Source organism: Pseudomonas sp. D4-21, assembly GCF_051132125.1.
Classification (GTDB): Bacteria; Pseudomonadota; Gammaproteobacteria; order Pseudomonadales; family Pseudomonadaceae; genus Aquipseudomonas.
This window is the reverse complement of sequence record NZ_CP071664.1, coordinates 1,341,861-1,357,996: the sequence shown is the minus strand read 5'-3', so window position 1 is coordinate 1,357,996 and position 16,136 is coordinate 1,341,861. Positions and strand designations below refer to the sequence as shown.

Annotated in this window: 17 protein-coding genes and 1 tRNA gene; 2 read left to right on the top strand and 16 right to left on the bottom strand. The window is 60.4% G+C overall.

The window, feature by feature from the left end; translation table 11 throughout:
• Positions 1 to 87: 87 nt before the first annotated feature.
• A complete protein-coding gene (nadA, locus tag J3Q04_RS05960; RefSeq protein WP_434607436.1) occupies positions 88 to 1,146 on the bottom strand; it encodes a quinolinate synthase NadA in 1,059 nt (352 codons plus the stop codon).
• 306 nt (positions 1,147 to 1,452) lie between these two features.
• Here nadA and J3Q04_RS05955 point away from each other — a divergent pair, with 306 nt between their 5' ends.
• Both J3Q04_RS05955 and J3Q04_RS05950 read left to right on the top strand, forming a co-directional pair.
• The gene (locus J3Q04_RS05955; protein ID WP_434607438.1) at positions 1,453 to 2,640 is read left to right on the top strand and encodes a cyanate transporter; all 1,188 of its coding nucleotides are present in this window, start codon (positions 1,453 to 1,455) and stop codon (positions 2,638 to 2,640) included.
• Between the two features lie 117 nt (positions 2,641 to 2,757).
• The gene (locus tag J3Q04_RS05950) at positions 2,758 to 3,693 is read left to right on the top strand and encodes a LysR family transcriptional regulator (protein WP_434607440.1); all 936 of its coding nucleotides are present in this window, start codon (positions 2,758 to 2,760) and stop codon (positions 3,691 to 3,693) included.
• Between the two features lie 91 nt (positions 3,694 to 3,784).
• Here J3Q04_RS05950 and J3Q04_RS05945 read toward each other — a convergent pair.
• The 15 genes from J3Q04_RS05945 to aspS form a co-directional block, all read right to left on the bottom strand.
• A tRNA-Lys gene (locus J3Q04_RS05945) sits at positions 3,785 to 3,860 on the bottom strand.
• Positions 3,861 to 3,923: 63 nt separating this feature from the next.
• Positions 3,924 to 4,616 carry a 7-cyano-7-deazaguanine synthase QueC gene (gene queC / locus J3Q04_RS05940; protein WP_420765252.1) on the bottom strand — a complete coding sequence of 231 codons (693 nt, stop codon included), beginning with the start codon at positions 4,614 to 4,616 and terminating at the stop codon, positions 3,924 to 3,926.
• Position 4,617: 1 nt separating this feature from the next.
• Positions 4,618 to 5,265 (bottom strand): 7-carboxy-7-deazaguanine synthase QueE, encoded by a 648-nt coding sequence (gene queE, locus J3Q04_RS05935; RefSeq protein ID WP_420765253.1) that lies wholly within the window; start codon positions 5,263 to 5,265, stop codon positions 4,618 to 4,620.
• Positions 5,266 to 5,431: 166 nt separating this feature from the next.
• Positions 5,432 to 6,265, bottom strand: a complete 834-nt coding sequence (gene ybgF, locus J3Q04_RS05930; RefSeq protein WP_420765254.1) for a tol-pal system protein YbgF — start codon at positions 6,263 to 6,265, stop codon at positions 5,432 to 5,434.
• 6 nt (positions 6,266 to 6,271) lie between these two features.
• Positions 6,272 to 6,769: a peptidoglycan-associated lipoprotein Pal gene (gene pal / locus J3Q04_RS05925; protein WP_042121796.1), complete on the bottom strand. Its 498-nt coding sequence runs from the start codon at positions 6,767 to 6,769 to the stop codon at positions 6,272 to 6,274.
• Between the two features lie 52 nt (positions 6,770 to 6,821).
• Positions 6,822 to 8,123, bottom strand: coding sequence for a Tol-Pal system beta propeller repeat protein TolB (gene tolB / locus J3Q04_RS05920; RefSeq protein ID WP_039591701.1), 1,302 nt, complete (start codon positions 8,121 to 8,123; stop codon positions 6,822 to 6,824).
• The gene (tolA, locus tag J3Q04_RS05915) at positions 8,120 to 9,199 is read right to left on the bottom strand and encodes a cell envelope integrity protein TolA (RefSeq protein WP_045156747.1); all 1,080 of its coding nucleotides are present in this window, start codon (positions 9,197 to 9,199) and stop codon (positions 8,120 to 8,122) included. Before tolA ends, tolB begins: the two co-directional genes overlap by 4 nt.
• A complete protein-coding gene (tolR, locus tag J3Q04_RS05910; RefSeq protein ID WP_162254906.1) occupies positions 9,199 to 9,651 on the bottom strand; it encodes a protein TolR in 453 nt (150 codons plus the stop codon). The genes tolA and tolR overlap by 1 nt, the downstream gene beginning before the upstream one ends.
• Before the next feature lie 23 nt (positions 9,652 to 9,674).
• The gene (tolQ, locus tag J3Q04_RS05905; protein ID WP_030140798.1) at positions 9,675 to 10,370 is read right to left on the bottom strand and encodes a protein TolQ; all 696 of its coding nucleotides are present in this window, start codon (positions 10,368 to 10,370) and stop codon (positions 9,675 to 9,677) included.
• Positions 10,360 to 10,827, bottom strand: coding sequence for a tol-pal system-associated acyl-CoA thioesterase (ybgC, locus tag J3Q04_RS05900; RefSeq protein WP_030140799.1), 468 nt, complete (start codon positions 10,825 to 10,827; stop codon positions 10,360 to 10,362). The genes tolQ and ybgC overlap by 11 nt, the downstream gene beginning before the upstream one ends.
• Positions 10,828 to 10,955: 128 nt before the next feature.
• Entirely contained in the window at positions 10,956 to 12,017 is a 1,062-nt protein-coding gene (gene ruvB / locus J3Q04_RS05895) for a Holliday junction branch migration DNA helicase RuvB (protein WP_175363048.1), read from the bottom strand.
• Positions 12,018 to 12,626: a Holliday junction branch migration protein RuvA gene (ruvA, locus tag J3Q04_RS05890; protein ID WP_039591695.1), complete on the bottom strand. Its 609-nt coding sequence runs from the start codon at positions 12,624 to 12,626 to the stop codon at positions 12,018 to 12,020.
• A 112-nt stretch (positions 12,627 to 12,738) separates the two neighbouring features.
• Entirely contained in the window at positions 12,739 to 13,263 is a 525-nt protein-coding gene (gene ruvC, locus J3Q04_RS05885) for a crossover junction endodeoxyribonuclease RuvC (protein ID WP_024776477.1), read from the bottom strand.
• A 190-nt stretch (positions 13,264 to 13,453) separates the two neighbouring features.
• Positions 13,454 to 14,200, bottom strand: a complete 747-nt coding sequence (locus J3Q04_RS05880) for a YebC/PmpR family DNA-binding transcriptional regulator (RefSeq protein ID WP_434560327.1) — start codon at positions 14,198 to 14,200, stop codon at positions 13,454 to 13,456.
• Positions 14,201 to 14,322: 122 nt separating this feature from the next.
• Complete coding sequence (gene aspS / locus J3Q04_RS05875; RefSeq protein WP_420765257.1) at positions 14,323 to 16,098, bottom strand: aspartate--tRNA ligase; 1,776 nt, start codon at positions 16,096 to 16,098, stop codon at positions 14,323 to 14,325.
• Positions 16,099 to 16,136 lie beyond the last annotated feature (38 nt).

Genomic DNA, 16,136 nt, shown 5'->3' with positions numbered 1-16,136 from the left:
AGTGTCTCGTTTGGGGCTGCTTCGCAGCCCAGCGGGAGCAAGCTCCCTCGCCACAAAAAGCCCGGCAGGCCTCAAATCTGTTCAGCGTCAGGCATTACCCGCCAACTTCATCCGCGCCGCCTGGGTGAAGTCCAGCATGCGCTTGAGCGGGCGAATCGCCTGGGGGATCAATGCCGGGTCGACGAATATTTCGTTGCTGCCTTCCTTGAGCGCCTGAAGCGTGCGCTCCAGCGTGTTCATCGCCATCCATGGGCAGTGCGCGCAACTGCGGCATGCCGCGCCGTTGCCGGCGGTAGGGGCTTCGATGAAGACCTTGTCCGGGCACAGCTGCTGCATTTTGTAGAAAATGCCGCGGTCGGTGGCGACGATCAGCGTCTTGTTCGGCAAAGTCTGGGCGGCGGCAATCAACTGGCTGGTGGAACCCACGGCATCCGCCAGTTCGATCACCGACGTCGGTGACTCCGGGTGCACCAGGATGGCGGCGTCCGGGTACAGCGCCTTCATATCTTCCAACTGCTTGGACTTGAACTCTTCGTGGACGATGCAGGCGCCGTCCCAGAGCAACATGTCGGCGCCGGTCTTGCGCTGGATGTAAGTGCCCAAGTGCTTGTCCGGACCCCAGATGATCGTCTCGCCGTTGTCCATCAGGCTCTCGACGATTTCCAGGGCACAGCTGGACGTCACCACCCAGTCCGCACGGGCCTTCACGGCCGCCGAAGTGTTGGCATACACCACCACGGTGCGCTCCGGATGCTGGTCGCAGAACGCCGAGAATTCATCCACCGGGCAACCCAGATCGAGGGAGCAAGTGGCTTCCAGAGTCGGCATCAGCACGCGTTTTTCTGGGTTGAGGATCTTGGCGGTCTCGCCCATGAATTTGACCCCGGCCACCACCACGGTCTTGGCCGGATGGGCGTTGCCAAAGCGGGCCATTTCCAGGGAGTCGGAGACACAGCCCCCAGTCTCCTCGGCCAGGGCCTGAATAACCGGGTCACAGTAGAAATGCGCAACCAGCACCGCGTCCTGAGCCTTGAGCTCGGCGGCAATGGCGGCGCGGTACCAGGCCTCTTGCTCGGCGGACAGCGGCTTGGGCTGCTTGGCATCGAGGTGAGCCTGGACCAGAAGGCGTTCGGAAATCTGCGTCATGTTCGCAAGACCTATAGGCGCGTTTAGCGCGAAAGTCGAGTATACACCCGGCTCCGGACCACTCGGGTACCGCTGGGAAAGTGAGTGTCATCAGGCACGGGACAGCGTGAAGCCGGCAAGGCTACAGAATATCCCGCCGTTGCAAAAGATCATTCTGACCTGTGCCCCGGCAGACGACTTTGCGCCTGCGCCTGTGGTTCTGAGCGTGACGTATTTAATTATTCAATTCCCCCAGCCAGTTTTCAGTTTGCCGAGCCCAACGCGGCCGGGCCTAAATGGCGCTTTCTTCCCCGCCAAGGCCTTGTCATGGAAAACGTTCAAGCCTCAAGTACCCGCGTATTCTGGCTGATGACCAGCATCGTATGCGTGGCGCTGAATCTGCGCCCTTCGATGGCGGCGGTCGGGCCTTTGCTATCCGCCATTCGGGGCGAAGTGCCCCTGACGTTCAGCATGGCATCGTTGCTGACGATGTTGCCGGTCATGGCCATGGGCTTGGCAATGTTCCTGGGCCTGCGAGTCGCCCTGCGCATTGGCGAACACCGCACCATTGCCCTGTCGCTGGTAGTCATCGGCCTTGCCACGGTCTCGCGCCTGTACCTGGATAGCGCCGAAGCGCTGATCATCAGCGCCGTTTTGGCCGGCATCGGCATCGCCCTGATCCAGGCGGTGCTGCCAGCCCTGATCAAGTCGCGGCTTGGCGATAACGTCTCGTTGTTCATGGGGCTGTACGTCACGTCGATCATGGGTGGCGCGGCCATCGCGGCGTCATTTTCCCCGTTCGTCCTGGCGCAGACGGGCAGCTGGCGCATCGGCCTGGCGATCTGGGCATTGCTGGTGCTGGTCGCGCTGGGCTGCTGGCACGCTCAACGCTCGGTCGTCATGCCATTACCCAGAGCACCGGGACGACAACAGGGCTCGTTCTTTGCCAACCGCCGGGCTTGGCTGCTGGCCCTGTTCTTCGGCCTGGGCACCGCGTCCTATACGTGCGTACTGGCCTGGCTGGCGCCGTATTACCTGGAAAAAGGCTGGAGCGAACAGCAGGCCGGCCTGGTCTTGGGGTTCCTCACAGCGATGGAAGTGTTGTCCGGCCTGGTCACCCCGGCAATCGCCAACCGCAGCCAAGACAAACGCCCGATACTGACGGTACTGCTGACATTGATCATGGCTGGCTTCTGCGGCTTGATCCTCAGCCCGGATCGCTTCAGCCTGCTGTGGCCATGCTTGCTGGGGCTCGGTATCGGCGGTCTGTTCCCGATGAGCCTGATCGTCTCCCTCGACCACCTGGACGACCCGCGCCGGGCCGGCGCGTTGACGGCATTCGTGCAAGGCATCGGTTACCTGATCGCCGGCCTGTCGCCATTGATTGCCGGAGTGATCCGTGACCAATCGGGCAGTTTCGAATGGGCGTGGTGGTCGCTTGCGGTGGTGATGGGGCTGATGATCCTGATGGTGTTGCGCTTCAACCCCAGGCAATACGCGCGGCATATTGGCTAGTCGTCGCTGTCGTAGCAAAACATCTACCCTGCCGAAAGATAAACGGCCAAGGCTCCTGTATAAAGGAGACCTTCGTGGGAACAGGATGTTACGCAAGGATGGCGCCGAGATTAGCTGATGCTCATTAGTAACCTGCTTCGAAAGCTGGATATGCAAGACCTGATGGTGTTCGTCGCCGTGTTCGAACAGCGCAGCGTCACCCAGGTTTCCGAAGCCCTGTGTGTCAGCCAGTCGACCGTCAGCTATTGCCTGAAAAAACTGCGCACCAGCTTCGAAGACGAACTGTTCACCGTGACACGCGCAGGCATGAGCCCCACTCAGAAGGCCATCGTCATGTATGGCCAGGTGCTGGGGGTGCTTAACACGATCAACCAATGCCACTCCGGCATCCAGCCATTCGATCCACGTCAGGAAGAGATCACATTCAACCTCTGCGCGCCGGAATACTTCGAACTCCTGATCCTTCCGAACCTGGTCAAGCGCTTCATCGGCAACCGTGTTCCGGTGGTGATCAACACCACGAAGTTCCAGCGCGATATTCCGGTCGACGCGCTGAGGGACGATCGCTTCGATCTTGCAGTGGGTTTCGGCCCGCATTTCCATGGCGATACCAACGGCCTGCAATCACGGGTATTGCTGACGGATGAGCTGGTGTGCGTGGTGGATAAACATTTCCCCGGCCCTGGGCAAGCGTTCAGCCTCGACGCATTTGTCGCGGGGCAGCATGTATTTCCGACCCCTTGGACATCCGACACCAACATGATCGATGGCTGGCTCGCTCGCCAGGGCTCCAGGCGACAGATCGTCGCGCGCGCCAATAGCTACGTGACAGCCTTGGCCCTGGTCACTGGAACCGACTATATCCTGACCCTGCCCAAACGCATCCAGGCATTGCTTTGCGACGACCAACGATTCGGCGAGCGCCAGCCGCCACCAGGGCTGCCGGGCTTTACGCTTGAGATGATGTGGAGCGAAAAAGCGAGCCAGGACAACCGGAACACCTGGTTGCGCCAGCAGGTCATGGACGTTTGCGCCGAGGTCGGCCAGCGCTGACCACGGCATCGATCCGACTTTTTCGCGGGCAAAAAAAAATCCGGAAATCCTCACTTTCGTGGGCCTTCCAGACTTTTAAAACTACAGAAAATGGTGGGTCGTGTGGGATTCGAACCTACGACCAATTGGTTAAAAGCCAACTGCTCTACCAACTGAGCTAACGACCCTCTGTGTGGTGGCGCGTATAATACTGATTTTTAAGGACTATTCAACACCTAATTTCAAAAAAATCAAAAATAAGGTGTTGGATCGCTCACACCCGCCGCAGCGAAGCCTTCGGCACGCAGCCGGCAGCTGTCGCACTTGCCGCAAGCGCGCCCTTGATCGTCGGCCTGATAGCACGAAACGGTAAGCCCATAGTCGACGCCAAGGCTCACGCCCGCCTTGACGATTTCGGCCTTGCTGAGGTTTTGCAGCGGCGCCAGGATGCGGAAACCCTGTCCCTCTACACCGGCCTTCGTCGCCAGGTTGGCCATGCGCTCGAACGCCTCGACGAACTCCGGTCGACAATCCGGATAACCGGAATAGTCCACCGCATTGACGCCGATGAAAATATCCCGCGCCTCCAGCACCTCGGCCCAGCCCAGCGCGAGGGACAGAAACACGGTGTTGCGCGCCGGCACGTACGTCACCGGGATACCTTCGCTCGGCGCTTCGGGAACGTCGATGGCGCTGTCGGTCAGGGCCGAACCGCCAATGCCGTTGAGGTTCAGGCCGATGACTTTGTGCTCGACCACGCCCAGATCCCGGGCGACCCGTTCAGCGGCCTGCAATTCTGCACGGTGGCGCTGGCCGTAATCGAAACTCATGGTGTAGCAGCGATAACCTTCGGCACGAGCCATGGCCACGACGGTTGCCGAGTCCAGGCCGCCCGACAGCAGGATGACCGCGCGTTTTTCAGCAGTGGTTGAATGTTCAGTCATGTCAGCGCCCCGGCTCGTCGTTCCAAAGATATTTATGCAACTGCAATTGCAGGCGCACCGGCAAATTGTCCGCCACCACCCAATCCGCCAGATCCCGCGCATTGAGGTCGTGATGACTTGGCGAAAACAACACCTCGCCGGCTCGCTGGTCGAGTCCATGCTGGATCAGCTTGGACACCGCCCAGTCATAGTCTTCCCGGGAGCAGATGACAAACTTGACCTGGTCGTTGCGGGTCAACAGTTCAATGTTCTCGTAGCGGTTGCGATGGGCTTCCTTGGAACCAGGCGTCTTGAGGTCCACGACGCGACTGACGCGGGGATCGACCGCCGAGATATCCAGCGCACCGCTTGTTTCCAGGGAGACCTCATAGCCGGCGTCGCACAGCTGCTTGAGCAAAGGGATGGCATTGGGCTGCGCCAATGGCTCGCCCCCAGTGACGCAAACATAGCGCGGACGGAAGCCAGCCACTTGTTCGAGAAGATCGTCGAGGGTTCGCATTGTGCCGCCGCTGAAGGCATAGGCGCTGTCGCAGTACTGGCAACGCAACGGGCAGCCGGTGAGGCGCACAAAAACAGTGGGCAGCCCGGCCGTTCGCGTTTCACCCTGCAAAGAGTAAAAAACTTCGGTAATTCTCAATGTGTCTTGCATAGTCGCCACGGGCGTAACAGCTAAACAGGCTGTCCGCCTCCGTCAGGCACTTCGAGGAACCCCGCCAACGCGTAGATCCCAGGAAGCGTGTTTCATAAAAAGGGCGTGAATTCTAACGAAAAAACCCGCGACAGGCGCGGGTTTCTTCAAAGCAGTTAAAACTACCTTACATGCGTTGCAGATCACGCTGGGCCAACTGGGCGGCGGAAGTCCCCGGATACTGGGCCACCACCTGCTGCAAAATGCCCTTGACCTTGTCGGTGTGACCAAGGCGGCGTTCTACGTCAGCGAGCTTGTACAGCGAATCCGGCACCTTGGCGTGCTTGGGATACAGCTGCGAAACCTTGGCGAACGCCTGGCCGGCGCCTTGCAGGTCGCCCTTGGCCAGGTTCACTTCGCCCAGCCAGTATTGGGCGTTACCCGAATATTGACTGTTGGGGTATTTGCGCAGGAAAGCGGTAAAGGCCTGGCTGGCCTTGTCGAAATCCTTGGCCTTGATCAGGTCGAAGGCAGCATCGTAATAAAGCTTTTCCTTCGCCGGATCCGCCGGTTCGCCACCGGCTGCAGGTGCTGCTGGAGCGCTAGCCCCAGCGCCTGCGGCTGCACCGGGGGCGTTCAAGTCGCCACCGGCTGGAGAATTCTCAGGAGTCGCGGCAGGTGCAACGCCGGTTCCTATGCGCCGATCAAGATCCTGGTATCGCTCCAGGCTTTCCTGCTTCATGCGCGACACTTCATTTTGCAGAACTTCAATCGCGCCTTGCTGGCGTGACAGTTGATCCTGCATTTGCTGCAGTTGGTTGAACAGCTCGCCCTGTGCCGAGACAGGGGCCGAAACCCCTCCCCCGGCATAGGCGCCGTTCGTACCGTAACCCGCAGGCGGATAGCTGCTCCCGCTATTGTTATAGCCGGAGTCGTTATCGACCACAGGAACCGCAGCCCACGCCGCAAGCGGCGCGAGGCTGAGAGCCAGGACAGTTACAGCACGACGGCACGTTCGCATGACGAATTACTTACGCAGTTCGACGCGACGGTTTTGAGCCCAGGACTGCTCGTCGTTGCCGGTAGCAACTGGACGCTCTTCGCCGTAGGAAACCAGTTCCAGCTGAGCTGGGGAAACACCTTGCAGAACCAGGTAGCGTTGAACGGCTTTCGCACGACGCTCGCCCAGTGCCATGTTGTACTCACGAGTACCACGTTCGTCGGTGTTGCCTTCCAGAACAACGCGAGCGCCGTTACCTTTCAGGTCTTTGGCGTGAACGTCCAGAGCGCGCATGGCTTCTGGCTTCAGGTCCGAGCTGTCGTATTCGAAGTAGAAGGTGGTGATTGCGCGCAGAGCAGCTTCTTCGCTCAGGGAGCCGTCAACTGCACCAGTGTTAGCGCCGTAACCAGCGTTTGGATCAACAGCGCCTTCACCGGCGTTGTCGCCGCCTTTGGACGAGCAACCTACAGCTACAGCCATGGCCAGAGCCAGCGCAGCAAATTTACCAAACTTCAGCATTTCCATCGTGAAACTCCTAATGAACCCCAGTGTGTTAAGTAAAACGTATTGCGCCGCGTCAGTTCAGGTAAGGGGACCAGGACGGTTCTCTGACTTCGCCTTGAGCGGTAGGAAGCGGGAGCCTCACGCGTCCATTAATGGACACGAGCATCAAGACTCCCCGGCCCTGCTGGCGGGTGGCGTAGATTACCATGGTGCCGTTGGGCGCAACAGTAGGTGACTCGTCCAGAGTGCTATCAGTTAGGATTTTTACGCTACCGCGCTGCAAATCCTGGGCCGCCACCTTGAAATTGGTGAAACCGTCCTGGCGATGGATCATCACCAGGGTCTTTTCGTCCGCCGACAATTTAGGGTTGGCGTTGTAGTTGCCGACGAAAGTCACGCGCTCGGCACCACCGCCACCGGCGCTGGTCTTGTAGATCTGTGGCTTGCCACCGCGGTCGGAGGTGAAGTAGATGGTCGAACCATCCTTGCCCCAGAACGGTTCGGTGTTGATGCCAGGGCCATTGGTCACGCGCGAGATCGAGCGCGAAGCCAGGTTCATCACGTAGACGTCCGGGTTGCCGTCCTTGGACAGTACGAACGCCAGGCGCGAACCGTCCGGCGACCAGGCTGGCGCGCCGTTCAGGCCTTCGAAGTTGGTGATCTGCTCACGGCGACCGGTGTCGATGTGTTGCACGAAGATACGCGGACGCTTCTGCTCGAACGATACGTAGGCGATGCGCTTGCCATCGGGGGCAAAACGCGGCGACAGGATCGGCTCGCGCGATTGCAGCAAGGTCACCGCGCGCGCGCCGTCATAGTCGGAGCGTTGCAGGGTGTAGCGGGTGTTGTTCTCGGAGAAGCGCTCGGCCGTCACGTAAAGCATGCGGGTAGAGAACGCGCCCTTGATGCCGGTGAGTTTTTCGAACGACTGGTCGGAGATGTAGTGGGCCATGTCGCGCAGTTGGTCGACACTGCCCGATACGCTGCCGGTCAGCACTTGCTGCTCGGTGGCGACGTTGAACAAGGCGTACTGCACCTGCAGGCGACCGCCCGCCGGAACGATGCTGCCGACCATGATGTACTGGGCGCCCAGCGCCTTCCAGTCACGGTAGATGACTTCGCTGGCCTGGGTCGGCAGGCTGATCATGTTCTGCTTCGGAATCGGCGCGTAGTAACCGGAGTTACGCAGGTCGTTGCCGATGATCTCAGCCATGTCATCCGGCAAGACACTGCCGCCCTGCCAACCGAACGGAACGACGGCGATCGGCGTCGCCCGGTCGCTGCCGCTGGTGACCAGGATGTTCTTTTCCTCTGCTACCGCTATCCCTGCCAAGCAGCAGATAACGACGAGCATTGATCGAAGAAGGTTTCTCACAAGGCTAGATCCTCAGGTGTGAATGTCATCTTGAACGAACGATACGGAGCAAAATCGCTCGGCTTCATCCCTTGCATTTCCGTCAATCGCCCAATGTTCTTGACCGCCGCGACCGCCGAAGCGTCGAACGGACCATCGCCACTGGACTTGGCTACGCTGACCGAGGTAACCGTACCGTCGGGCAACATGCCAATTTGCAATACAACTGTCATGCCTTTGCGCGCCGAAGGTGGACGAGCCCAGCCTTCCGCCGCCCGGGCGCGAATCAGATCGTCGAAGCTACCGGCGACTTCATCGCCCTGCTCGTCGGCCAACGCCTGCTCGCGTTCCGGCGTGTCGGAAAGCAAATCTGCCAGGGCCTGGGCCTTTTTCTCTTCGGCGGATTTACGCGCTGCGTCCTGGGCCTTTTTCTTGGCGGCGTCGGCGGCGGCTTTCTTCTTCGCGTCTTCGGCGACTTTCTTCTTCGCCTCTTCAGCTTCAGCTTTCTTCTTGGCGTCCTCGGCCGCTTTTTTCTTCGCGTCCTCGACAATCTTTTTCTTCGCTTCTTCAGCGGCCGCTTTCTTGGCCTCTTCTTCAGCGGCTTTCTTGGCTTCTTCTTCGGCTTTCTTCTTGGCTATATCAGCCAATTGTTTCTCTTCTGCCTTCTTGGCCTCGGCGGCTTTCTTCGCGTCATCGGCTTTCTTGGCTTCGTCTGCCTTTTTAGCCTCGTCCGCTTTTTTTGCCTCATCGGCCTTTTTCGCTTCTTCGGCCTTTTGAGCAGCTTCCTCTTTCTTTTGTTCCGCTGCCCTTACGGCTTCCTGCTCGACCTTTTTCTGCTCCATCTGCTCGACTTCGGTCTGGCGCGCAGCGGATTTCTTCGCCTCGCCGGCAAGCTTCTGGTTGGTCTGCGTGGTGGCCTGGCTTTTGGACTTGAGCTGGTACAGGGTCGCCTGCACGATCGGCTTGGCCGGCGGCAGCTCCGGGGTCATGGCAAAGCTGACAAACAGCATGCCGAACACCAGCACATGCAGGCCGATTGCCAGAACACTGGGCCAGAAGTAGCTTTCCGAGGCGGACGGCTCTCGCTGTTGCTGCATCAGGGGGCCTCGGTGATCAAGCCAACATTACCGACCCCGGCTTTCTGCAGGCCGCCCATGGCGCCCATCACGGCGCCGTAGTCGACGGTCTTGTCGCCACGAATGAAGACCTGGGTACGCTTGCCATTGCTGTTGCCGGCATTGATGATCTTGGTCACCGCGTCGGTCATCTGCGGCAAGGTCATGGCCCGGTCCTGCTGCTTCTCGGTGTCCACTTCACTGCCAAGATTCCAGTAGTAGGTCTTGTCAGCCTTGATCGAAATGGTCAGTACCTGGGTGTTGTTGTCCTGCGGCAAGGCTTCGCTGGAAACCTTGGGCAGATCGACCTTCACGCCCTGATTGAGCATGGGCGCGGTCACCATGAAGATGACCAGCAGCACCAGCATCACGTCGATGTAGGGCACTACGTTCATCTCGGCAACCGGCTTGCGCTTGTTTCGGGCTCGAGCGATTAAAGCCATCGGGAAATACCTGCTTATTCTTCGCTGGTGTGCACTTTGCGGTGCAGGATCGCCTGGAATTCATCGGCGAAGGTGTAGTAGCGGCTGGTCAGCGTTTCGCTGCGGGCAGCGAAACGGTTGTAGGCGATAACGGCCGGGATCGCCGCGAACAGGCCGATGGCGGTGGCGATCAGTGCCTCGGCGATGCCCGGGGCCACGGTGGCCAGGGTCGCTTGCTGGGCGGATGCCAGGCCACGGAAGGAGTTCATGATCCCCCAGACGGTACCGAACAGGCCGATGTACGGGCTGACCGAACCGACGGTCGCCAGGAACGGCAAACCTTGTTCGAGCTTTTCTTCTTCGCGGGAGATGGCCACGCGCATCGCACGGGCCACGCCTTCCATCACCGCTTCAGGGTCGACGCCCGGTTGCTGGCGCAGACGGGAGAACTCCTTGAAGCCGGCGCGGAAGATCTGCTCGACGCCCGAATCCGGGTCCGGGTTGCTGCCGGCCTGGCGGTACAGCTTGGACAGGTCGATACCGGACCAGAAGCGCTCTTCGAAGCTCTCCAAGGCACGGCGACCGGCGCGCAGCATGTTGCTGCGCTGAAAAATCATGATCCATGAGGTCACCGATGCGGCTACCAGGGTCAGCATTACCAGTTGCACCACGACGCTGGCATTGCTGACCAGGCTCCACATGGAGGAATGGTCGACGACGTTAGCTTCCACGCTTTATCTCCTGCTCTGAGTGTGTACCCGCGCCGCTCACGCCGGCAAAGGCCGCGCGTAGAGCTTCGGGAATGGCCCGGGGTTTCAAACTATGGGTGCGCACACAGGCCACCAAAAACTGCCCTTCGCAGAGCAGCACATTATCCGCAGCGCGCCTGACCTGCTGCTTGAAGCGCAGGCTGACGCGGTTCAATTCGATGACATCGGCAGTCACCACAAGCTCGTCGTCCAGTCGCGCCGGCGCGTGGTAGCGCGCTTCGCTGGAATGCACGACGAATAACAGGTCCTCCCCTGCCAGCGCGGATTGGGCGAAACCCAGTTCCCGCAGCCGTTCGGTTCGAGCCCGTTCCATAAACTTGAGGTAATTGACGTAGTAAACGATGCCGCCGGCATCGGTGTCCTCGTAATAAACGCGACAGCGATGTGCGAACGACTCCAGCCCGTTTTGCGCGCGCATACTCTAGTGCTTACTCCTCAGGTTGCCAATCCGGCCAGGCAACTGTTTTTTCATTCTCGAACGCATTGACGCTCCAGGCGTGGTCTGGGACAGCACGAACTGAAAAAAAGTCGTCGTACAGCGCGCGCTCAATCGTCTACCGCATCGAGGAACTCGTCTACCACCGGCATCTCCCCCATTCGTGTCGGGATGTTTAAGCCGAAGTGCAGATAAGCATGACGCGTCACCACGCGCCCGCGTGGGGTGCGCATGATATAGCCCTGTTGGATCAGGTAGGGTTCCAGCACGTCTTCAATGGTGTGACGCTCTTCGCTGATGGCGGCCGCCAGGCTGTCCACGCCCACCGGGCCACCGTCGAATTTCTCGATCATGGTCAACAGCAGGCGCCGGTCCTGATGATCGAAACCGCGCTCGTCGATGTCCAGCAGGTTCAAGGCCAGGTCCGCGATCGGCTTGGTGATGTGGCCCTTGGCCCGGACTTCGGCAAAGTCCCGGACCCGACGCAGCAGGCGGTTGGCGATACGCGGTGTACCCCGGGCGCGCCGGGCGACTTCGTACGCACCGTCCGGGTCCAGCGGTAACCCGAGGATGCCGGCCGAGCGGCTGACAATCGTTGCCAGGTCGGCGTTGCTGTAGAACTCCAGGCGCTGGACGATGCCGAAACGGTCCCGCAACGGATTGGTCAGCATGCCGGCGCGGGTGGTGGCGCCCACCAGGGTAAAAGGTGGCAAGTCGAGCTTGATGGAGCGCGCCGCAGGCCCCTCGCCGATCATGATGTCGAGCTGAAAATCTTCCATGGCCGGGTACAGCACTTCCTCGACGATCGGCGACAGCCGGTGGATTTCGTCGATGAACAGCACGTCATGGGGCTCCAGATTGGTCAGCAGCGCCGCAAGGTCGCCTGGCCGCTCGAGCACCGGCCCGGACGTGCTCTTGATCGACACGCCCATCTCCTGGGCAATGATATTGGCCAGGGTGGTCTTGCCCAGGCCCGGCGGGCCGAAGATCAGGGTGTGGTCCAGCGATTCGCTGCGTCCACGGGCTGCCTGGATGAACAGTTCCATCTGCTCGCGCACGGTCGGTTGGCCGATATAGTCGGCCAGGCTGACGGGGCGAATCGCGCGGTCCTGGACTTCCTCGCGGTCTCGGGGCGCGCCCGTGGCGGCAATCAGACGATCGGCTTCAATCACTTAAATCATTCCCTTCAGGGCGCGGCGAATCATGTCTTCGGTACTCAAGCCTTTTTCCTTGATCGCGGAAATCGCCTTGCTGGCTTCTTGAGGCTTGTAGCCCAGGGATATCAGCGCGGTGACCGCATCGTTTTCAGCACTGGCTGCCGGTGCGGGCGCATCCGGCTGGTTCGGAACGAGCGCGAACATTGCCGGCACGGCTTCCCAGGCCTTGAAGCGGTCCTTGAGCTCCACCAATAAACGCTCGGCGGTTTTCTTGCCGACCCCTGGCACCTTGGTCAAGGCCGAGGTGTCCTGGGACTGCACGCAACGAATCAGCTCGTCGACTTCCAGGCTCGACATCAAGGCCAGGGCCAGTTTCGGGCCAACACCATTGAGACGGATCAACTCGCGGAAGAAATCGCGCTCGCGCTTGCCGACGAAGCCATAGAGTAACTGCGCATCCTCGCGCACGACCAGATGAGTGTGCAGCGTCAGCGGCTCACCGACCGACGGCAAGCGATACAGCGTGGTCATCGGCACCTCGAGCTCATAGCCCAGGCCGTTTACATCCAGAATCAGGTGCGGCGGCTGTTTTTCAGCCAGGGTGCCGCGCAAGCGTCCAATCACGTTTCAGATCCTTGGGCGTTGGCCAGCCACTGGCTGGCGAATAACAACACGAGCAGAAGGCCGACGACACAGGCGCAATTCGCTCGGGCTCATGAATGAAGCGCTGATGCTATCAGAGACGCAGGCGCCCGCCACGACTGCGTGCGGTTCCCAGGCCATGGGGCAACAGGCTGGAACGGGTGTGGGCATGGCAAATGGCGATGGCCAGGGCGTCAGAGGCGTCTATCTGCGGCTTGCTGACCAGTTTCAACAAGTGCATCACCATCATCTGCACCTGCTCCTTGTTCGCCGCGCCAGTGCCGACGACCGCCTGCTTGACCTGGGTCGCCGTGTATTCGGCAATCTCCAGGCTTTCCTCGGCGCCCGCCACAATGGCCGCCCCCCGGGCCTGCCCCAACTTCAGGGCGGAGTCGGCATTGCGGGCCATGAAAACCTTTTCGATGCCCATCGTCACCGGACCGTAGGTCTGGATGACTTCGCGCACGCCGCGATAAACAATCTGCAAGCGCTCGTGCAGCTCGCCCGCGCCGGTGCGGATGCAACCAGAGGCGACGTACACGCAGCCGCGACCGGTGTCGCGAACCACGCCATAGCCGGTGATGCGCGAACCAGGGTCGATTCCAAGGATTAAAGTCATAACGCCTGCGAAAGGTAATGCGGTTGCAAAAGGATACAGCTCATCAAAGGCTTTCAGTGAATCCGTGGCGAGGGAGCTTGCTCCCGCTTGAGTGCGAAGCGCTCACAAAAAAGGTCTGCTGCGCAGCCCAGCGGGAGCAAGCTCCCTCGCCACGATGATTTCAAACAAACCTCATGCAGCATTACGCCTATCAGCCGAGTTGTTCAGCCACCGACTCAGGAATATCAGCGTTGGAATAAACGTTCTGCACGTCATCCAGGTCTTCCAGCATGTCGATCAGCTTGAGCACTTTCTCGGCGCCTTCCAGGTCGAGTTCGGCGCTGGTGGTCGGTTGCATCACGATTTCCGCGTCGGCAGGCTTGAAACCGGCCGCCTCAAGGGCGTTGCGCACGGCATAGAAGCTGGCGAACGACGTGAACACGTCGAACGAACCGTCCTCGTGACCGACCACATCATCGGCATCGGCCTCCAGGGCCGCTTCGGTCAGGGCATCCTCATCAATACCCGGCGCGAAGCTGATCTGCCCCTTGCGCTCGAACAGATAAGCCACCGAACCGTCAGTGCCCAGGTTGCCGCCGCATTTGCTGAATGCGTGGCGCACGGCCGCGGCGGTGCGGTTGCGGTTGTCGGTCATGCATTCGACCATCACCGCCACGCCGCCCGGGCCGTAGCCTTCATAAGTCAGCTCCTCGACATTGTCGGCCTCGGTCGCACCGGCGCCACGGGCGATCGCTCGGTCGATGATGTCGCGACTCATGTTCGCGCCCAAGGCCTTGTCCAATGCCAGGCGCAAGCGCGGGTTGGAGCCCGGATCGCCGCCACCCTGGCGGGCCGCGACTGTCAATTCACGGATCCACTTGGTGAAGATCTTGCCTCTCTTGGCATCCTGACGTTCTTTGCGGTGCTTGATGTTCGCCCACTTGGAATGACCTGCCATAACTCGCTCCGGTTTTTCTCTGGAACATTGCCCGCCCCCGCGCATGCGCGGTAGCCGACAAGCAAAAATATCGACCCCAATGAAAAGGCGCATCCGAAGATGCGCCCTCTCAAGAGCCAGCCTTACTCAGCCTTTGGCTGTTCACGCAGACGAATGTGCAACTCGCGCAATGCCTTGGCATCCACGACGCCAGGCGCCTGGGTCATGACATCCGCCGCGCTCTGGGTTTTCGGGAACGCGATGACTTCGCGGATCGACTGGGCGCCGGTCATCAGCATCACCAGGCGATCCAGGCCGAAGGCCAGGCCACCATGGGGCGGCGCGCCGTACTTCAAGGCGTCCAGCAGGAAGCCGAACTTCTCTTCCTGTTCCGCTTCATCGATACCCAACAGGCGGAACACGGCCTGCTGCATTTCCTTGCGGTGGATACGGATCGAACCGCCACCCAGCTCGGTGCCGTTAAGGACCATGTCGTAGGCACGCGACAGGGCGGTGGCCGGGTTGGCCTCCAGCTCTTGTGGCGAGCACTTCGGCGCGGTGAACGGGTGGTGCAGCGCGGAGAAGCTGCCGTCGTCGTTTTCTTCGAACATCGGGAAATCAACGACCCACAGCGGAGCCCACTCACAGGTCAGCAGCTTCAGGTCGTGACCCAGCTTGATGCGCAATGCGCCCAAGGCTTCGCTGACGATCTTGGCCTTGTCGGCGCCGAAGAACACGATGTCGCCATCGACCGCGCCCACGCGATCGAGGATCACGTTGAGGTTGTCCTGCGGGATGTTTTTCACGATCGGCGATTGCAGGCCATCGACACCCGCCGCGCGCTCGTTGACCTTGATGTAGGCCAGGCCCTTGGCACCGTAGATGCCGACGAACTTGGTGTAGTCGTCGATCTGCTTGCGCGGCATGCTCGCGCCACCGGGAACGCGCAGGGCAGCGATACGGCATTTCGGATCGTTGGCCGGGCCGCTGAATACCTTGAACTCCACTTCCTTGAGCTGATCGGCCACGTCCACCAGCTCCAGCGGAATACGCAGGTCTGGCTTGTCGGAACCGTAGCGGCGCATGGCTTCTTCGAAGGTCATGTGCGGGAAATCGCCGAATTCCAGGTCCAGCACTTCCTTGAACAGGTTGCGGATCATGCCTTCGGTCAGGCCCATGATGTCTTTTTCATCGAGGAAGCTGGTCTCGATGTCGATCTGGGTGAACTCAGGCTGACGGTCGGCACGCAGGTCTTCGTCGCGGAAGCACTTGGCGATCTGGTAGTAGCGATCGAACCCGGCCACCATCAGCAGTTGCTTGAACAGCTGTGGCGATTGCGGCAAGGCGAAGAAGCTGCCGGGGTGGGTACGGCTCGGCACCAGGTAATCGCGGGCGCCTTCCGGCGTGGCGCGGGTCAGGATCGGCGTCTCGACGTCGAGGAAGCCGTTCTCGTCCAGGTAACGACGGATGCTGGTGGTCATGCGCGAACGCAGACGCAGCTTCTCGGCCATTTCCGGACGACGCAGGTCGATGAAACGATAGCGCAGGCGGGTTTCCTCGCCTACGTCGGAATATTCGTTGAGCGGGAACGGCGGGGTTTCCGCCTCGTTGAGCACTTCCAGCTCGTAGCCCAGCACTTCGATCATGCCGGACGCCATGTTGGCGTTGCCAGCGCCAGCCGGGCGCAGGCGCACCTTGCCGGTGATCTTGACGACGTATTCGCTGCGCACGCGGTCGGCGGTGGCGAAGGTTTCGGCGCGGTCAGGATCGAACACTACCTGGGCCAGGCCTTCACGATCACGGATATCGAGGAAAATCACCCCGCCATGGTCACGGCGACGATGGACCCATCCGCAAAGAGTAACTTCCTGACCTTCCAGGCTTTCGTTCAGTTGGCCGCAATAATGGCTGCGCATCATGGTAGTGGTTTCACTTCTCGTAATTCGAAATTCGGTTG

Excerpts from the sequence above, each read along its gene's own strand:
- nadA (WP_434607436.1), bottom strand. The coding sequence starts at position 1,146 with ATGACGCAGATTTCCGAACGCCTTCTGGTCCAGGCTCACCTCGATGCC.
- J3Q04_RS05955 (WP_434607438.1), top strand. The coding sequence starts at position 1,453 with ATGGAAAACGTTCAAGCCTCAAGTACCCGCGTATTCTGGCTGATGACC.
- J3Q04_RS05950 (WP_434607440.1), top strand. The coding sequence starts at position 2,758 with ATGCTCATTAGTAACCTGCTTCGAAAGCTGGATATGCAAGACCTGATG.
- queC (WP_420765252.1), bottom strand. The coding sequence starts at position 4,616 with ATGACTGAACATTCAACCACTGCTGAAAAACGCGCGGTCATCCTGCTG.
- queE (WP_420765253.1), bottom strand. The coding sequence starts at position 5,265 with ATGCAAGACACATTGAGAATTACCGAAGTTTTTTACTCTTTGCAGGGT.
- ybgF (WP_420765254.1), bottom strand. The coding sequence starts at position 6,265 with ATGCGAACGTGCCGTCGTGCTGTAACTGTCCTGGCTCTCAGCCTCGCG.
- pal (WP_042121796.1), bottom strand. The coding sequence starts at position 6,769 with ATGGAAATGCTGAAGTTTGGTAAATTTGCTGCGCTGGCTCTGGCCATG.
- tolA (WP_045156747.1), bottom strand. The coding sequence starts at position 9,199 with ATGCAGCAACAGCGAGAGCCGTCCGCCTCGGAAAGCTACTTCTGGCCC.
- ybgC (WP_030140799.1), bottom strand. The coding sequence starts at position 10,827 with ATGCGCGCGCAAAACGGGCTGGAGTCGTTCGCACATCGCTGTCGCGTT.
- ruvC (WP_024776477.1), bottom strand. The coding sequence starts at position 13,263 with ATGACTTTAATCCTTGGAATCGACCCTGGTTCGCGCATCACCGGCTAT.
- J3Q04_RS05880 (WP_434560327.1), bottom strand. The coding sequence starts at position 14,200 with ATGGCAGGTCATTCCAAGTGGGCGAACATCAAGCACCGCAAAGAACGT.
- aspS (WP_420765257.1), bottom strand. The coding sequence starts at position 16,098 with ATGATGCGCAGCCATTATTGCGGCCAACTGAACGAAAGCCTGGAAGGT.